Here is a 13,640-nt window from a genome sequence, read left to right on the forward strand (position 1 = left end):
TGTGTCACCGACAACTACCGGCAATTTTCAAATGTAACAAAAAAAGATTACGCGCCGACCAGGCAAATACAATTAGGACCGGTGTATAAGGGAGGGTTGATAGTATCCGGATACCAACTCACAAAAGAACTCCTATATTTGCACAAAACAAACCAATTATGACTCTAATCAAATCCATTTCAGGCATCCGCGGTACCATCGGTGGGAAAACCGGTGATAACCTCACGCCGGTTGATGCCGTGAAGTTTGCTTCGGCATACGGCACCTTCTTGAAAAACAGTATCGACACTTCCCAAAGGGAAAATAAAAAACTGGCCGTAGTCATTGGTCGGGATGCGCGCATATCGGGTCCCATGATCCACAATCTCGTCGTCAATACACTGATTGGCCTGGGCATCGATGTGATTGACCTCGGACTTTCGACTACACCGACGGTCGAAGTGGCTGTGCCTTTAGAGCTGGCTGACGGCGGGATCATCCTGACAGCTTCCCACAACCCCAAACAATGGAATGCCCTGAAGTTGCTTAATGCGAAAGGCGAATTCCTGAGTGGTGCCGATGGTGCGAAAATCCTTGAGATTGCTGAAGCCGAAGCGTTCGATTTTTCAGACGTGGATAACCTGGGTGAAATCACTTCCAATGATGCCTATATGGATATGCATATCGATGAGGTACTCAATTTGCCGCTCGTGGATGTCGAAGCCGTGAAAGCAGCGAAGTTCAAGGTGGTCGTCGATGGCGTGAATTCGTCGGGTGGTATCATTGTCCCGATGGTGCTCGAACAGATGGGCGTCGAAGTGGTCAAGCTGTATTGCGAACCCAACGGACATTTCCCGCACAATCCGGAGCCGCTGAAGGAACACCTCACGGACATCTGTGAGTTGGTTGTCAAGGAGCAAGCCGATCTGGGTATCGTTGTCGATCCGGACGTGGACAGGCTCGCTTTTATCAGCGAAGACGGCGAGATGTTCGGTGAGGAGTACACACTAGTTGCGGTCGCCGATTACGTGCTAAGTAAAACGCCGGGCAACACGGTATCGAATTTGTCGTCCTCGCGCGCGCTTCGGGATGTTACCCAAAAGCACAACGGCTCGTACGAAGCCAGCGCGGTCGGTGAGGTCAACGTTGTCGAACTGATGAAGCAGAACAATGCCGTAATTGGCGGCGAAGGCAATGGTGGGATTATTTACCCCGAATTGCATTACGGACGCGACAGCATCGTGGGCATTGCACTGTTCCTGACCCATCTGGCCAATAAGAAGATGAAGGTTTCGGAACTGCGGGCTTCCTATCCACAGTATTACATGAGCAAGAACAAGATCGAGCTGACCCCGCAAATTGACGTGGACGCAATCCTTGACGCCATGACAAAAAAATACGCTGATGAAAACATTTCCACGATTGATGGGGTCAAGATTGATTTTCCATCCGATTGGGTACACCTGCGCAAATCCAATACTGAGCCGATCATCCGCATCTACACTGAAGCGCCTTCGCAACAACAGGCTGATGATTTGGCCGTAAGGATTATGGACGAGATCAGGTCCGTCGCAGGAATTTGATTCTGATCGGACCTGGGGCGGAACCTGAAAAGAAATTGCCTGGCGGTGAGTTATCTTACATGGAAAGCCGCTGTTGAGCCCGGTCATTGTTGGATCGTTATGGGGGTGCCTACAGCTACCGCGTCGTATAGTTCGTCAATTTCGTCATCAGTAACGGCTATACAGCCGTGCGTCCAGTCGGTCCAGCGATGGAACCTGCCGATGTAGCCCCGGCCGTTCCGCAGTCCGTGAATCTTGATGTCGCCACCCGGCGGTTTTCCAAGACGTGCTGCGGCCGCGCGGTCCGAATCGTCAGGGTAGGAGATACCCAGATTTTTATGGTACGCGCTGTTGGGATTTTTGGCATTGATGGTATACAAACCTTCGGGTGTTTTCATGTCGCCTTCAGACACTTTATGCCCAACAGGATTTTTGCCCAATGCAATTGTGTAGGTTTTTATGAGATTGCCGTCAGAATAAGCCTGCAGCTGCCTTTTAGATTTATACACTACGATGGAATCGATTCGGGTGCCAGCCGGGAGTTTTTTTTCCGGCCAGAAATAATAAACAGCAGTACAGCATATAACTGATATGAGAGCGTATAGAAGCATTTTCACAAATTTCATTTAAACTATTTAATTTCAAAGTAAATGTATCCGGATGGTTCATTGGCATTCATATCCCTGATTTGTAATGCATCGCCTTTTACGCCAATCAGGCTGTAATTTTCTTCATTAAGGTCTTCGCCATCGGTTTTGATAAGGCCAAGCCTTTTTTCAAATATCAGGCATTTTTCGGAAACCGTATAATTACAGCAACTGCCTAAGAAACCCTGGAAGTCTTCATATACGACCAAATCATTCTTATTGATTACTTTCGCGTCATGCCAGACAGGATAAGCGGTAATCGTGACGATGACAGCCCAGAAGATACCGCCCATCATAAAGAAAAACAGAGCGCTTAACATAGAAATCAAGTAAAAGGAGAAATAGATAACGATTTTCCTGAACCGCGAAAAGTAAAGCTTAAAAAAAGTAACAATCCCTGTCAGGTAAACCGAAACATTCAGGATGTAGGAAAGTTCATGAGTCAAACTGAATCCGATAACTTTCCTGGCGCTGAAATTCAGCAATGCGGCCATAAGCAGTATAAAATGCAGCCGGGTCAGTTTCTCACAGAATGTTTCTTTGTCCATACTAATGAAACGATGATTAATGATAGCAATACGGAAGCGATTACCGACGCTATAAAACTCCCAATGCCCAGGCTGCCAGTGAATTGCATTCTTAGGCAAAAAATCAGCCCCGCCACCAGCATTATTGTTAACCAATAGCCTAAAATCTTGTTGTGCGCCGCTTGATAAACAGGCATTTTGTAAATCGCAAAACAAATGACCAGCGCTCCTGATAAGGTGCTCAAATGCTGCAATATCCGATACCACGGAAAACATTGTATCGCAATTTGTTTTAAGATACTGATTCGTTGCACGAAGTAGCCATGCTCATGCGTAAAACTGTCCCAGAAAAGGTGCGATGCAACACCGATAAGCATAGAACATATGACCACGATGAAGTGTTCCCTGAAATACGCATTCCAATCTGCTTTTGCATAAATAGCAAACCTGCCCTGAAGATGAGAAGGCAGGTTACTGATCAGTGCTTCCCTGACCAGATTGTGAAAGGCCAGCGCAAGCAGGATACCTAAGGGCAGGTCAAACCAAAACATTCCTGCGACGGTATGCCCGTAAGTGCCATTTACCCTCATCCGAAGGAAGTATTCGAAATCCGGGGCCATACTGCCCACAATCAGGGCGGTCAACGAGAACGACTTTTTGGGCAAATAGGCCAGCGGCAACACAATTGCCGGATGGGAAAAGGTAAAAGGCATTATTGTTTCTGCTTCAAATAATAAGTCGTCAAAGTCCTCGCCCAATAGCGTGGCACCTGGTAAACCTGCTGCAGCATCGTCACGGTGTCATTAGACTTTTTGGCCGCCGTGTTGAAGTCATCCATAATAACTACCCATTCGGCGAGTTTTTTTCCTGTCTTTTCAATGACCTGCTCATCGGTCACATCCCAGTAATCTGTTTTCATCGCAAATGATTTAAGTATTTAAATGTATAAAAAACCGGTCGACACTTCGGCGTTTCATAATGTTTTTTTAAAATTTAACAGGATTCCGGCACAAATGGGGTTATCGGGTTTATATTTGTGTTGCTAAAGAAAACGCTATGAAAAAAATACTCTTGTTGTTGCTCGTCTTCCCCCTGGCCGGCAACGCCCAGCTGAAAGGCATTTTAAAGAAAGCATCCGATAAAGTGGAATCGGTGACCAAAGGGAACAGCGGCGTAGACATCGGCGCGGGCCTCAAGGAAGCGCTGAACAAAGGCGTCACTGAGCAGGTTTCCAAACTCACTGCCAGGGACGGCTTTTACAAAAATGAGGCCGTCAGGATCCTGATGCCTGCCGAACTGCAGCAAGTGGACAAGACCCTTCGCAAGATGGGTATGGCGAAGCTCGCCGATGAAGGCATCCTGATGCTGAATCGTGCCGCGGAAGATGCGGTGAAGGAAGCCACGCCGATATTTATCGATGCCATTAAGGGGATTACGATCAAAGATGCGAAAAACATCCTCATGGGAGATGACAACGCGGCTACCGTATACCTTCAGTCTGAGACCACGGCGCCGCTGTATGCGAAGTTCCTTCCTGTCGTGCGTCAATCCATCGGGAAAGTTGGGGCCGATGTCGTTTGGGCTTCGATCATAAGGAAATACAACAGTGTCCCGTTGGTGACCAAAGTCAATCCCGACATCAATGATTATGTCACTAATAGAGCGCTCGACGGCGTGTTTAAGATGATTACCGTCGAAGAGAAAAATATCCGCAACAACCTGGATTCCCGCACCTCAGATTTACTGCGCAAAGTGTTTGCGATGCAGGACCATAAATAAAACCATATGAAAAAGATTTTCGCATTGCTGCTCATTTTTACGTTGTCTTCCTGTGCTGAACTGCAACAGGTTGCGAGTCAGTATCCTCAGTTGGGCGGACTCGGGAATGCCGATATCGCCGCAGGACTGCGTGAAGCACTCAACAATGGCATTTCTAAACAGGTCACAAAGCTGACCGCCACCGACGGATTTTTCAAAAACGAAGCCGTAAAGATTTTGCTGCCGCCCGAATTGCAGAAAGTTGACAACACGCTGCGCAAGATTGGTTTGTCTAGTCTCGCTGACGAGGGACTGAAAGTATTGAACCGCGCTGCCGAGAGCGCCGTCAAGGAAGCTACGCCAATATTTGTGACGGCAGTGAAGAACATCACCTTCAATGACGCCAAAAACATACTGCTGGGCAACGACAGTGCCGCAACGTCTTATCTTGAAGGCGCAACAACTTCGGCGTTGTATGCGAAGTTTAGCCCGGTAGTCCAGTCGTCTCTGGCCAAAGTGGGGGCAGACAAGGTCTGGGCCAATATCATCACCAAATACAATGCGGTACCTTTGACCAACGATGTCAATCCGGATCTCAAGGATTACGTAACGCGGGAAGCGCTGAAAGGCGTTTTTAAAATGATTGCCGTGGAAGAAAAAGATATTCGAACCAACCTGAGCGCGCGGTCAAGCGACTTGCTGCGACGCGTATTTGCAATGCAGGATTGACCTCCCGATCACCTGCTAACAAATAAATAACAGAGTGTTAACATATTGATTCTGAAAAATGTATGATATTTGTACCATAATATGCACTCATATTGGTTTGGTTAGTTAGAGTTTTAAGGAGCCGGGATTTATTCCGGCTCTTTTTATTTTGATGACATCCGATTTACGAAATGCGTTCCTGCAACTGTCTAAAGTAGGCAAACGCCTTTACCAAACGCGTGCCGTACCATGAAAACATCTCGCCATCCACAAAGACAACCTTGGCGTGGTGTGTGCAGCGGCCCACCTCGAAGGCGTCCTGTTCATTGAATGGATAAGGCTCTGAGGACAGGAACACGATTTCAGGGTCGCCCTGTATCCGGATCTTTTGGATGTGCACTTCAGGATAACGCCCCTTGTCCGAATAGATGTTCGCGAAGCGGTTCGTTGACAGCATTTCGTTGATAAAATTATCGCTGCCGACAGCCATCCACGGATTTTTCCAGATAAAATAAGCCGCTTTCCGAATAGGGACGTCTTTTACGAAACGATCAAAATCCTGTTTAGCGTGGTTGATCTTGTCAATCCACTTGCGCGCTTCGGTACGGCGGTTGAATAACATGCCCAATTGCGAAATCATCTCCAGGCTGTCTTCCAAGGTCACAATTTCCGTCACCCAGACCGGTGCAATCCCGCGCAGTGAAGCTACAATCTCCGGTGTATTCTCTTCTTTGTTGCAGATGATGATATCGGGTTGAAGGAGTCGTATTTTTTCGACGTGCACCTTTTTGGTGCCGCCAACAATTTTTTTTGTCGATTTCAGGTGAAACGGGTGCACACAGAATTTCGTAATCCCTACGAGTTGTTCCTCAAGGCCCAGGTCATACAGCATTTCGGTCTGCGAGGGCACCAGGGACACGATGCGTGACGGCGCTTTTTCAAAAGTGAATACTTGGCCAAGCTGGTCTTTAAATTCAGGCATCGGAAAAAATTTAGCCAAAAATACTAAATAACTTTGCACCTTTGCAGGACCAATTCGCATGATATGAACATCAGGCTGCTCGCCATCGGGAAAACGGACAACAGTCATTTACAGTCGCTGATCGAAGAATATATGAAGCGCCTGTCATTTTATATCCGGTTTGAGCTCGAGGTCATACCCGACGTCAAGAACGCCAGGAACCTTTCCGAAGCGTTGCAGAAAGAGAAGGAAGGTGAGCAGATCCTGTCGAAAATCCAGCCCACCGACCAATTGATCCTACTTGATGAAAACGGCAAGAGTTTTTCCAGTGTCGCTTTTTCGGGGGAGTTACAGAAGAAAATGAATTCCGGCGTGAAGACGCTTGTGTTTGTTATCGGCGGGCCCTATGGTTTCTCTGATGCGGTATATGCCAAGGCGTCGGGGAAAATATCGCTTTCGCAGATGACTTTCTCCCACCAGATGGTGCGCCTGTTCTTTATCGAGCAGTTGTATCGCGGCTTTACGATTCTCAGAAATGAACCTTACCACCACCAATAATCCTGAGTGTAAGAGCTAATTTTTCGGGGAAGCCAAATTGAATAAGGCAATGGCTTCAACCGCCTCCTTGACATCGTGCACGCGCAGGATATTCGCGCCTTTGGTCAATGCCATCGTATTTAACACTGTGGTTCCGTTAAGCGCGTCGGTATTGCTGATATTGAGCGCTTTATAAATCATGGACTTTCTCGAAATCCCAACCAGTATCGGCAGGTTCAGAAACTGCAAGCGGTCGCTTTCACGAAGCAGCTCGTAGTTCTGTGGCAGCGTTTTGGCAAACCCGAAACCCGGATCGATAATCAGATCGCTGATGCCGTGACGCCTCGCTTCGGCCACCTTTTCCGAAAAATAAAAAACCACCTCGCGACTTATGTTGTCGTATAGGGCCAAACCCTGCATCGTTTTTGGGTCACCTTTCATATGCATCATTATATAAGGTACGCGAAGGTTCGCCACCGTCGGCATCATATCCGGGTCCAGATTGCCTGCCGATATGTCGTTGACAATTGCCGCACCTGACGCGACAGCGGCTTCTGCGACGCGACTTCGGAACGTATCTACGGAAATCAGCGCATCGGGAAAATGTTTTAAGATGGAGCGTATGGCAGGCACAACACGGTTGATCTCATCGGCTTCGGTGACGAGGGCAGCGCCCGGCTTGCTTGAGTAGCCGCCGACGTCAATAAAATGTGCGCCCTCCGAAAGCATTTTTTCGGTTTGTGCCAGAAGCGCCCCGTCGGAATCAAATCGGCCGCCATCAAAAAATGAATCCGGCGTGACGTTCAGGATGCCCATAACTTTCGGCACGCTCAGGTCGATGAGATTTCCTTTGCAATTGATGGTCATATGGTCGGTTTTACGTTGTGGTTGCGACTTTGTACTTCAATCTTATTTCCCTACTTTTGGAAAAATTACAAAACAAAGATACACCGAAATGAGTAATACCTCCCAGGAATATGATCAGGTGATTGCGACCTGCCGCACGCTATTTGTAAATAAAATGAAAGATTATGGCAGTGCCTGGCGTATCCTAAGACTGCCTTCGCTGACGGACCAGATTTTCATCAAGGCGCAACGCATACGGAGCCTGCAGGAAAATGAGGTGCGTAAGGTGGACGAAGGCGAAACAGGAGAGTTCATCGGCATCATCAACTATTCTTTGATGGCGCTGATCCAGCTTGAGTACGGTGTAGCCGACCAACCCGATTTTGACGAGGCAAAAGCCACACGCCTTTACGATGAGAAAATCCGCGTCACCAAAGCCCTCATGGAAGCCAAGAACCATGATTATGGCGAGGCCTGGCGCGAGATGCGGGTCAGTTCGCTGACTGATCTCATCTTGCAGAAACTGCTGCGTGTCAAGCAAATAGAGGACAATAAGGGCAGGACGCTCGTGTCAGAAGGCATTGATGCGAATTACCAGGATATGATCAATTATGCCGTTTTTGCCTTGATCCTGATGGATTTTCACAAATAACAACTCATTAACAGCCGCTGAAAACTGGATGCCCTATTTTTGGCAAAACTTAAAAAATCATGACTGCCAGTACTAAAAATTACACTGCCTGGACGCTGCGGATCATCGTTTCGCTGCTTTTTATCGTTTCCGCGGTAGCCAAACTGTCCAAAAGCGAATTGTTTGACTCGCCGTATTTTGCCATCTCGACATTCGAGGTGAAGCAGCTTTACCCGATGGGTTTTTCGGAAAGTTTCGCCCCCTATTTCTCAAGGATATTGATCGGGATCGAGTTGGCTTTGGGATTCCTGTTGCTTCAGAAAAACTTCCTGAGGCGGTTCATAATCCCGGTGACGACGCTGTTGCTGTTGGTGTTTGTGGGGCATCTGACCTACGTGACATTCATCAGTGGCGGGAATACAGGCAACTGCGGCTGCTTCGGGGAGCTGCTTCCGATGACACCCATTGAGGCCATTATAAAGAACGTGGTCGCCATCGCATTGCTGGCCTGGTTGTACCTGCTCCTGCCGAAAATTGAGCCCAAAGGCAATTTCTGGATTTTGACTACCGTATTGTTTGCCACGATACTCGGTATATTCATGCTCGCACCCATCCAACCGAAAGCCGTTGAGATGCCTGCCCCGGTAATAGGTAGCGAGCTTCCGGCGGACACTACCGCTTTACCCGAACCGGCCGGAAAAATTGAATTGCCCGAAGCCGTCGGTAAAGCTGCCGATACAGTAAAAAAGGCCGAAGCGCCGAAAATCCAGGACGCGCCTTCGCCGCACCAATCGGGGTACAAATCGTACTTCGCCGATATTGACAAAGGCAGGAAACTCCTGTGCTTCCTCGTCCCGGGCTGCGACCATTGCCGTGATGCCGCGAAGGAGATTACCGAATTGCGTAAAAAGGACAAAAACTTCCCTGAAGTGCGCATCATCTTTATGGATGAGGAAGCCGACCTGATCCCCGAGTTCTTCAAATACGCCGGCGCAGAGTATCCGTACAAGATTATCGGCGTGATCCCATTCTGGAATGTGCTGGGCAGCGGGAAGGACACGCCAGGCGTGAAATACCTCTGGAATGGTAATGAATACAAATACTACTGGGGCATTACCGACAATAAATTCAATCCGGCAGACTTGGAGAAGCTCCTCAGTAAGCCTTTTTCAGCACTTCCAAAAAAATAGCAACTCCGCGGATGATCCGATATTTCCTAAGTAAAGCCGGTTATGCCCTGGTGACGCTCTTCGGCGTGGTTACGGTCATTTTCTTTCTCTTTACGATCCTTCCCGGAGATCCGGCGCGCATGATGCTCGACCAGAACGAAAATTCGGAACAACTGGCCGTCATTCGTAAGAAATATGGTTTCGATAAACCGGTGACCACACAATACCTGTATTACCTCAACGACCTTTCGCCCCTGTCATTGCACAGCAAATCGCCGGAAGACTACACGTTTTTAAGCGATGGGAAATACAACGCCATGACGCTATTTCGGGTCGGGAATAATGAACTGGTTTTGAAGAAGCCTTACCTGCGCGAAAGTTTCCAGAAAAGTGGCAAGAAGGTATCGGAAATTATCGCCAATACCCTGCCGAACACCTTTATCCTGGCCGTGGCCGCCATCGTTATCGCGGTCGTTTTCGGGATCCTGCTGGGGATTGTGTCCGCACTTTACAAAGACACGCTGACAGACAGGCTCATTGCCTTATTCAGCACCCTGGGCATGAGTATCCCGTCGTTTTTCAGCGCGATACTCTTTGCATGGATTTTCGGTTTTTTGCTGCACAACGTGACCGGGCTCAACATGACCGGCAGCCTGTATGAAGTTTATGATTTTGGCGAAGGCTCATATATCCAATGGAAAAATATCATCCTGCCTGCGGTAGTGCTTGGGATCAGGCCGCTGGGTGTAGTGATCCAGCTGATGCGCAACGCCCTGTTGGAAACCCTGACACAGGATTACATCCGTACAGCAAGGGCCAAGGGTTTGAGCGAGTGGAAGATCATTCGCAAACACGCGCTTAAAAACTCAATGAATCCGGTCGTCACGGCGATTTCCGGCTGGTTTGCCTCGATGCTCGCCGGCGCGGTTTTCGTGGAGTTTATCTTCGGGTGGAATGGGCTGGGCAAGGAAATAGTCGAAGCGCTGAGCAACCTTGACCTGCCTGTAATCATGGGTTCGGTGATTGTGATTGCGGCAACATTTGTCGTAATCAACATTCTCGTGGATCTGATTTATGCGTGGCTTGACCCGAAAATCAGGTTGCAGTAATTGGCATAAAATGTGTATTTTTGTGACACTTCAAATCAGCCCGCAAGGTGGATCGGTACAGCGCCGTTTCTGCCGGAAGGCTTAAAAAAAAACTACAATGAAAAATATATTCCTGATGATGCTTATCGCCATCCCGCTGGTCTCCTGTGAGGCACAAAAAACCTTTTCGAAAGAGGCGCTGTCCGAAAAACTGAAAACGTTCGACGGAAACGACTCGAGCCTTGGGAGCATCCTCGAAAAACACAACGGCAAGGTGACCGTAATCGAAGTGTGGGCTTCCTGGTGCGGCGACTGTGTCAAAGCCATGCCTAAACTTAAGAAACTCCAGGCAAACCATCCCAATGTGGATTATGTATTTATATCGATGGATAAGGCCGAAGACAAATGGAAAGCGGGTATCGCCAAGCACGAACTCCAGGGCGACCACTATTGGGCCAATGATGAAAAAATGATGAAGGGCGCATTCGGGAAAGCCATCGACCTCGATTGGATACCCAGGTACATTATTGTGGACGCTAAGGGCAAAGTAGTAACCTACCGGGCCATAGAAACCGATTTTGACGCAATGGAACAAACACTAAAAACACTACAATAATGAGGACCAAGATTGTTGCCGGAAACTGGAAGATGCACAAAAATGCTGAGGAAACTGAAGATTTACTTAACGATTTGATTGATAAGCTTCCCGACGATAAGGAGGTACGGATTATTGTGGCTCCGGCATTTGTCAACCTGGCTTCGGCGGTGGACCACCTCGAATTTACCAATATCGGTGTGGCCGCTCAAAACATGCACCAGTCGGAATCCGGTGCCTATACAGGAGAGGTTTCGGCGGACATGCTCAAAAGTATTGGCGTTGGGATTGTCATCCTTGGGCATTCGGAGCGCAGGGCGTATTTCCATGAAACCGATGCGTTATTGGCGTCAAAAGTCGTTACGGCGCTGAAACACAATTTGGAGGTGATTTTCTGCTTTGGCGAAGAATTGAAGGACAGGCAGTCCGGAAACCATTTCAATATCGTAGAGAACCAATTGAAAGACGGCCTGTTCCATCTCGAAGCAAAAGATTTGGAAAACATCATTCTCGCGTATGAGCCGGTTTGGGCAATTGGTACGGGAGAAACGGCCACTCCGGAGCAGGCGCAGGAAATGCACCATTTTATCCGTGAGACGATTAATAAAAAATACGGCAATATCGCACAGGACGTTTCCATCCTGTACGGCGGCAGCGTAAAACCTGAAAATGCCAGGGAAATCTTTTCAAAACCGGATGTTGACGGCGGCCTGATCGGTGGCGCAGCACTCAAGGCTGCCGATTTTGCAGCGATAGTGAACGGGATATAATCCGACAGGAACACCAGATAAAAGCAGCTCCAGAGGCTGCTTTCCTGTTTTTAGTCGGACGGCCCGGCATGGGCGGGATGACGGAATTTCCGCTTGTAGTTGAGGAACCTGCGTTCAAAGCCATAATAGGAAACGGCAGCCATGATGACGGTGAGCGCGATCGCAGTCGGATAAAGCATCCAATGTATCGAAAGCCCTGCACGGCTGCAAATGCCTACGGCGAGCATGATGCCTATCGGATGATACATGTACAGCCCATAGGAAATGCGGCCCAGGTAACGGAGCGGCCTCGCCTCGAGCACCTTTTCGGCGCTGCTGTTTGTTGCCAGGTTCAGGATGATAATGCCAAACAACACGGCGTAGATTTCATTGTGCAGGTACCTGAACTGGCATCCCATGGACAATAACAGCATAGCGAGGGCGGCCGTACCGAGAAACAGCCTGCTGTCGCACAGCAGTTTCAACAAACGGCTTCGCTGAAAATATAGCAGTGCGAAAATGCCGCCGATCGCCATGCAGTCAATATTAAAACTATTCCAGAAACGCAGCAGTGTATCATGAGATGGCAGGCTTTCGGCATAATGCGACCGCAGCCACACGGCTACCGCGAGGTATGCCGCCACAATGACTACCATAAGAAGCCGCCGGTACTTTTTTATGTTTTTCAGCAATACGGGCCACAGCAGGTAAAATTGCTCTTCAGTGCCAATCGACCATAGGTGCGAGGCGTAGGGGACGGGCGTGAAAGCCGCGCAGGCAAGGTTTGGCAACAAGAATAGGTACATCAGTATTTTTGAGCTGAGATCGGAATAAATCACTGTTTTGTTATAGCCGGGGAGCGTAAAGATGCTGATGTGCGGCAATACCGCAAAAGCCAGGATAAGTATGAGGAAGTACAGCGGCCAGATGCGCAGGATTCTGCGCAGGTAAAAATTCCTGATATTGATTTGCGAGGCGGACTTTTCTTCTGCAAGCAGCAGGTAGGTGATCAAGAATCCGCTGAGCACAAAAAACAAAACCACGCCAAGCGGACCCGCCACTGAAACCGCCGGGACTGACGCGGCGTTCTCAAAACCAAGCATCGCCTTGTATCCTTCGATATGAAAGACAATCACCATCATGGCAGCAATGAAGCGCAGTCCGTTAAGGTTCGGAAAATATTTGCGATGTGATATCATTTTTAATGCTAGTTGTGCAGTTGGATATGAAGACACTTAGCTCGGTTTTGTGCGATGGGCTATTTTTTGTTTTTTGTTCAGGCTATAACAGGCCGGGAAAACTGTGTCCTGTGATCTTATTATCGCACCTTCGCCGGTATTCCTGCAGCAGTTCCGACATGACCGTGTTTTCCCAGCGCGAATAATTGTTTATATAAAAGTACTTACCATCAGCAAAGATTTCTATGTAAAGATGCGACTTGCTTCTTGATTTTATTTCGATAAACGTATGATTTACGGCCAACGTATCTTCAAATTTGCGGTTAAGGTCGTACCCGGATACCTGAAGTTTATCCTCAGAAAAAGTGACTTCAGTGACCACGGTCCGGATATCGCGAACGTGATAATACATCCCGAAAAAGAAGCAGGCAACAAGAAATAGATTGAGATAGTTTTGATACCCTGCAAATATCATGTTGCTGTCGTCATAATTTATTTTAAGGAAGACAATGATCAGAATGGGCAAAATGGATGCCACTTTTTTTATCAATCGGATCTGGAAGGAAACGTATTCGCCTTTAAAAATCACTGCCATGGCGTTGCTTGCTGATGTGAACCAAATATATCAAAAAAGTACCGTAGGGAAGTGATCCATGCGGTAAATTATCTGTGCCACCTTCCAGCGGGAATCAAAATGAGATGAAG

The 13,640-nt window shown here is 48.1% G+C and carries 17 protein-coding genes; 9 read left to right on the forward strand and 8 right to left on the reverse strand.

The features are described from left to right. The first annotated feature begins 158 nt into the window (after positions 1 to 158). On the forward strand, positions 159 to 1,562 hold the full coding sequence (glmM, locus tag HYN48_RS09770) for a phosphoglucosamine mutase (protein WP_108371152.1): 1,404 nt from the start codon (positions 159 to 161) through the stop codon (positions 1,560 to 1,562). Positions 1,563 to 1,645: 83 nt separating this feature from the next. Here the strand turns inward: glmM and HYN48_RS09775 are convergent, their stop codons facing one another. From HYN48_RS09775 to HYN48_RS09790, 4 genes are all read right to left on the reverse strand, one after another. Continuing rightward, positions 1,646 to 2,050 carry a L,D-transpeptidase family protein gene (locus tag HYN48_RS09775; RefSeq protein ID WP_245945945.1) on the reverse strand — a complete coding sequence of 135 codons (405 nt, stop codon included), beginning with the start codon at positions 2,048 to 2,050 and terminating at the stop codon, positions 1,646 to 1,648. A gap of 122 nt (positions 2,051 to 2,172) precedes the next feature. Next, positions 2,173 to 2,736, reverse strand: a complete 564-nt coding sequence (locus tag HYN48_RS09780) for a hypothetical protein (protein WP_108371158.1) — start codon at positions 2,734 to 2,736, stop codon at positions 2,173 to 2,175. Further along, positions 2,706 to 3,428 (reverse strand): DUF4184 family protein, encoded by a 723-nt coding sequence (locus HYN48_RS09785; RefSeq protein WP_108371160.1) that lies wholly within the window; start codon positions 3,426 to 3,428, stop codon positions 2,706 to 2,708. Before HYN48_RS09785 ends, HYN48_RS09780 begins: the two co-directional genes overlap by 31 nt. Further along, positions 3,428 to 3,634, reverse strand: coding sequence for a DUF4287 domain-containing protein (locus HYN48_RS09790; protein ID WP_108371163.1), 207 nt, complete (start codon positions 3,632 to 3,634; stop codon positions 3,428 to 3,430). Before HYN48_RS09790 ends, HYN48_RS09785 begins: the two co-directional genes overlap by 1 nt. A gap of 137 nt (positions 3,635 to 3,771) precedes the next feature. On the opposite strand from HYN48_RS09790, the gene HYN48_RS09795 reads away from it, so the two are divergent. Next, the gene (locus HYN48_RS09795) at positions 3,772 to 4,494 is read left to right on the forward strand and encodes a DUF4197 domain-containing protein (RefSeq protein ID WP_108371165.1); all 723 of its coding nucleotides are present in this window, start codon (positions 3,772 to 3,774) and stop codon (positions 4,492 to 4,494) included. Between the two features lie 6 nt (positions 4,495 to 4,500). Beyond that, positions 4,501 to 5,202: a DUF4197 domain-containing protein gene (locus HYN48_RS09800; RefSeq protein WP_108371167.1), complete on the forward strand. Its 702-nt coding sequence runs from the start codon at positions 4,501 to 4,503 to the stop codon at positions 5,200 to 5,202. Positions 5,203 to 5,365: 163 nt separating this feature from the next. Here the strand turns inward: HYN48_RS09800 and HYN48_RS09805 are convergent, their stop codons facing one another. After that, complete coding sequence (locus tag HYN48_RS09805; RefSeq protein WP_108373528.1) at positions 5,366 to 6,163, reverse strand: ABC transporter substrate-binding protein; 798 nt, start codon at positions 6,161 to 6,163, stop codon at positions 5,366 to 5,368. A 63-nt stretch (positions 6,164 to 6,226) separates the two neighbouring features. Between HYN48_RS09805 and rlmH the strand changes: the two genes are divergently transcribed. Further along, a complete protein-coding gene (rlmH, locus tag HYN48_RS09810; protein WP_108371170.1) occupies positions 6,227 to 6,700 on the forward strand; it encodes a 23S rRNA (pseudouridine(1915)-N(3))-methyltransferase RlmH in 474 nt (157 codons plus the stop codon). 15 nt (positions 6,701 to 6,715) lie between these two features. Here the strand turns inward: rlmH and folP are convergent, their stop codons facing one another. Further along, positions 6,716 to 7,546, reverse strand: coding sequence for a dihydropteroate synthase (gene folP, locus HYN48_RS09815; RefSeq protein WP_108371173.1), 831 nt, complete (start codon positions 7,544 to 7,546; stop codon positions 6,716 to 6,718). An 88-nt stretch (positions 7,547 to 7,634) separates the two neighbouring features. Between folP and HYN48_RS09820 the strand changes: the two genes are divergently transcribed. From HYN48_RS09820 to tpiA, 5 genes are all read left to right on the forward strand, one after another. After that, entirely contained in the window at positions 7,635 to 8,177 is a 543-nt protein-coding gene (locus HYN48_RS09820; protein WP_108371175.1) for a DUF1599 domain-containing protein, read from the forward strand. A 59-nt stretch (positions 8,178 to 8,236) separates the two neighbouring features. Further along, entirely contained in the window at positions 8,237 to 9,346 is a 1,110-nt protein-coding gene (locus HYN48_RS09825; RefSeq protein ID WP_108371177.1) for a MauE/DoxX family redox-associated membrane protein, read from the forward strand. Positions 9,347 to 9,357: 11 nt separating this feature from the next. Continuing rightward, the gene (locus HYN48_RS09830) at positions 9,358 to 10,434 is read left to right on the forward strand and encodes an ABC transporter permease (protein ID WP_108371180.1); all 1,077 of its coding nucleotides are present in this window, start codon (positions 9,358 to 9,360) and stop codon (positions 10,432 to 10,434) included. Positions 10,435 to 10,531: 97 nt separating this feature from the next. Continuing rightward, entirely contained in the window at positions 10,532 to 11,029 is a 498-nt protein-coding gene (locus HYN48_RS09835; protein WP_108371183.1) for a TlpA family protein disulfide reductase, read from the forward strand. Continuing rightward, a complete protein-coding gene (tpiA, locus tag HYN48_RS09840; RefSeq protein WP_108371185.1) occupies positions 11,029 to 11,778 on the forward strand; it encodes a triose-phosphate isomerase in 750 nt (249 codons plus the stop codon). The genes HYN48_RS09835 and tpiA overlap by 1 nt, the downstream gene beginning before the upstream one ends. A 50-nt stretch (positions 11,779 to 11,828) precedes the next feature. Here tpiA and HYN48_RS09845 read toward each other — a convergent pair whose 3' ends face one another. Together HYN48_RS09845 and HYN48_RS09850 are read right to left on the reverse strand one after the other, a co-directional pair. Next, positions 11,829 to 12,956 (reverse strand): acyltransferase family protein, encoded by a 1,128-nt coding sequence (locus HYN48_RS09845; protein WP_108371188.1) that lies wholly within the window; start codon positions 12,954 to 12,956, stop codon positions 11,829 to 11,831. Between the two features lie 82 nt (positions 12,957 to 13,038). Further along, positions 13,039 to 13,530 (reverse strand): hypothetical protein, encoded by a 492-nt coding sequence (locus HYN48_RS09850; RefSeq protein WP_108371191.1) that lies wholly within the window; start codon positions 13,528 to 13,530, stop codon positions 13,039 to 13,041. Positions 13,531 to 13,640: the final 110 nt, after the last annotated feature.

It is taken from the genome of Flavobacterium magnum (assembly GCF_003055625.1).
Taxonomy (GTDB): domain Bacteria; phylum Bacteroidota; class Bacteroidia; order Flavobacteriales; family Flavobacteriaceae; genus Flavobacterium; species Flavobacterium magnum.

Bases quoted from the DNA above. Each gene is read 5' to 3' on its own strand.
- glmM (WP_108371152.1), top strand. From the start codon at position 159: ATGACTCTAATCAAATCCATTTCAGGCATCCGCGGTACCATCGGTGGG.
- HYN48_RS09780 (WP_108371158.1), bottom strand. From the start codon at position 2,736: ATGGACAAAGAAACATTCTGTGAGAAACTGACCCGGCTGCATTTTATA.
- HYN48_RS09785 (WP_108371160.1), bottom strand. From the start codon at position 3,428: ATGCCTTTTACCTTTTCCCATCCGGCAATTGTGTTGCCGCTGGCCTAT.
- HYN48_RS09790 (WP_108371163.1), bottom strand. From the start codon at position 3,634: ATGAAAACAGATTACTGGGATGTGACCGATGAGCAGGTCATTGAAAAG.
- HYN48_RS09795 (WP_108371165.1), top strand. From the start codon at position 3,772: ATGAAAAAAATACTCTTGTTGTTGCTCGTCTTCCCCCTGGCCGGCAAC.
- HYN48_RS09800 (WP_108371167.1), top strand. From the start codon at position 4,501: ATGAAAAAGATTTTCGCATTGCTGCTCATTTTTACGTTGTCTTCCTGT.
- HYN48_RS09805 (WP_108373528.1), bottom strand. From the start codon at position 6,163: ATGCCTGAATTTAAAGACCAGCTTGGCCAAGTATTCACTTTTGAAAAA.
- rlmH (WP_108371170.1), top strand. From the start codon at position 6,227: ATGAACATCAGGCTGCTCGCCATCGGGAAAACGGACAACAGTCATTTA.
- folP (WP_108371173.1), bottom strand. From the start codon at position 7,546: ATGACCATCAATTGCAAAGGAAATCTCATCGACCTGAGCGTGCCGAAA.
- HYN48_RS09820 (WP_108371175.1), top strand. From the start codon at position 7,635: ATGAGTAATACCTCCCAGGAATATGATCAGGTGATTGCGACCTGCCGC.
- HYN48_RS09825 (WP_108371177.1), top strand. From the start codon at position 8,237: ATGACTGCCAGTACTAAAAATTACACTGCCTGGACGCTGCGGATCATC.
- HYN48_RS09830 (WP_108371180.1), top strand. From the start codon at position 9,358: ATGATCCGATATTTCCTAAGTAAAGCCGGTTATGCCCTGGTGACGCTC.
- HYN48_RS09835 (WP_108371183.1), top strand. From the start codon at position 10,532: ATGAAAAATATATTCCTGATGATGCTTATCGCCATCCCGCTGGTCTCC.
- tpiA (WP_108371185.1), top strand. From the start codon at position 11,029: ATGAGGACCAAGATTGTTGCCGGAAACTGGAAGATGCACAAAAATGCT.
- HYN48_RS09845 (WP_108371188.1), bottom strand. From the start codon at position 12,956: ATGATATCACATCGCAAATATTTTCCGAACCTTAACGGACTGCGCTTC.
- HYN48_RS09850 (WP_108371191.1), bottom strand. From the start codon at position 13,530: ATGGCAGTGATTTTTAAAGGCGAATACGTTTCCTTCCAGATCCGATTG.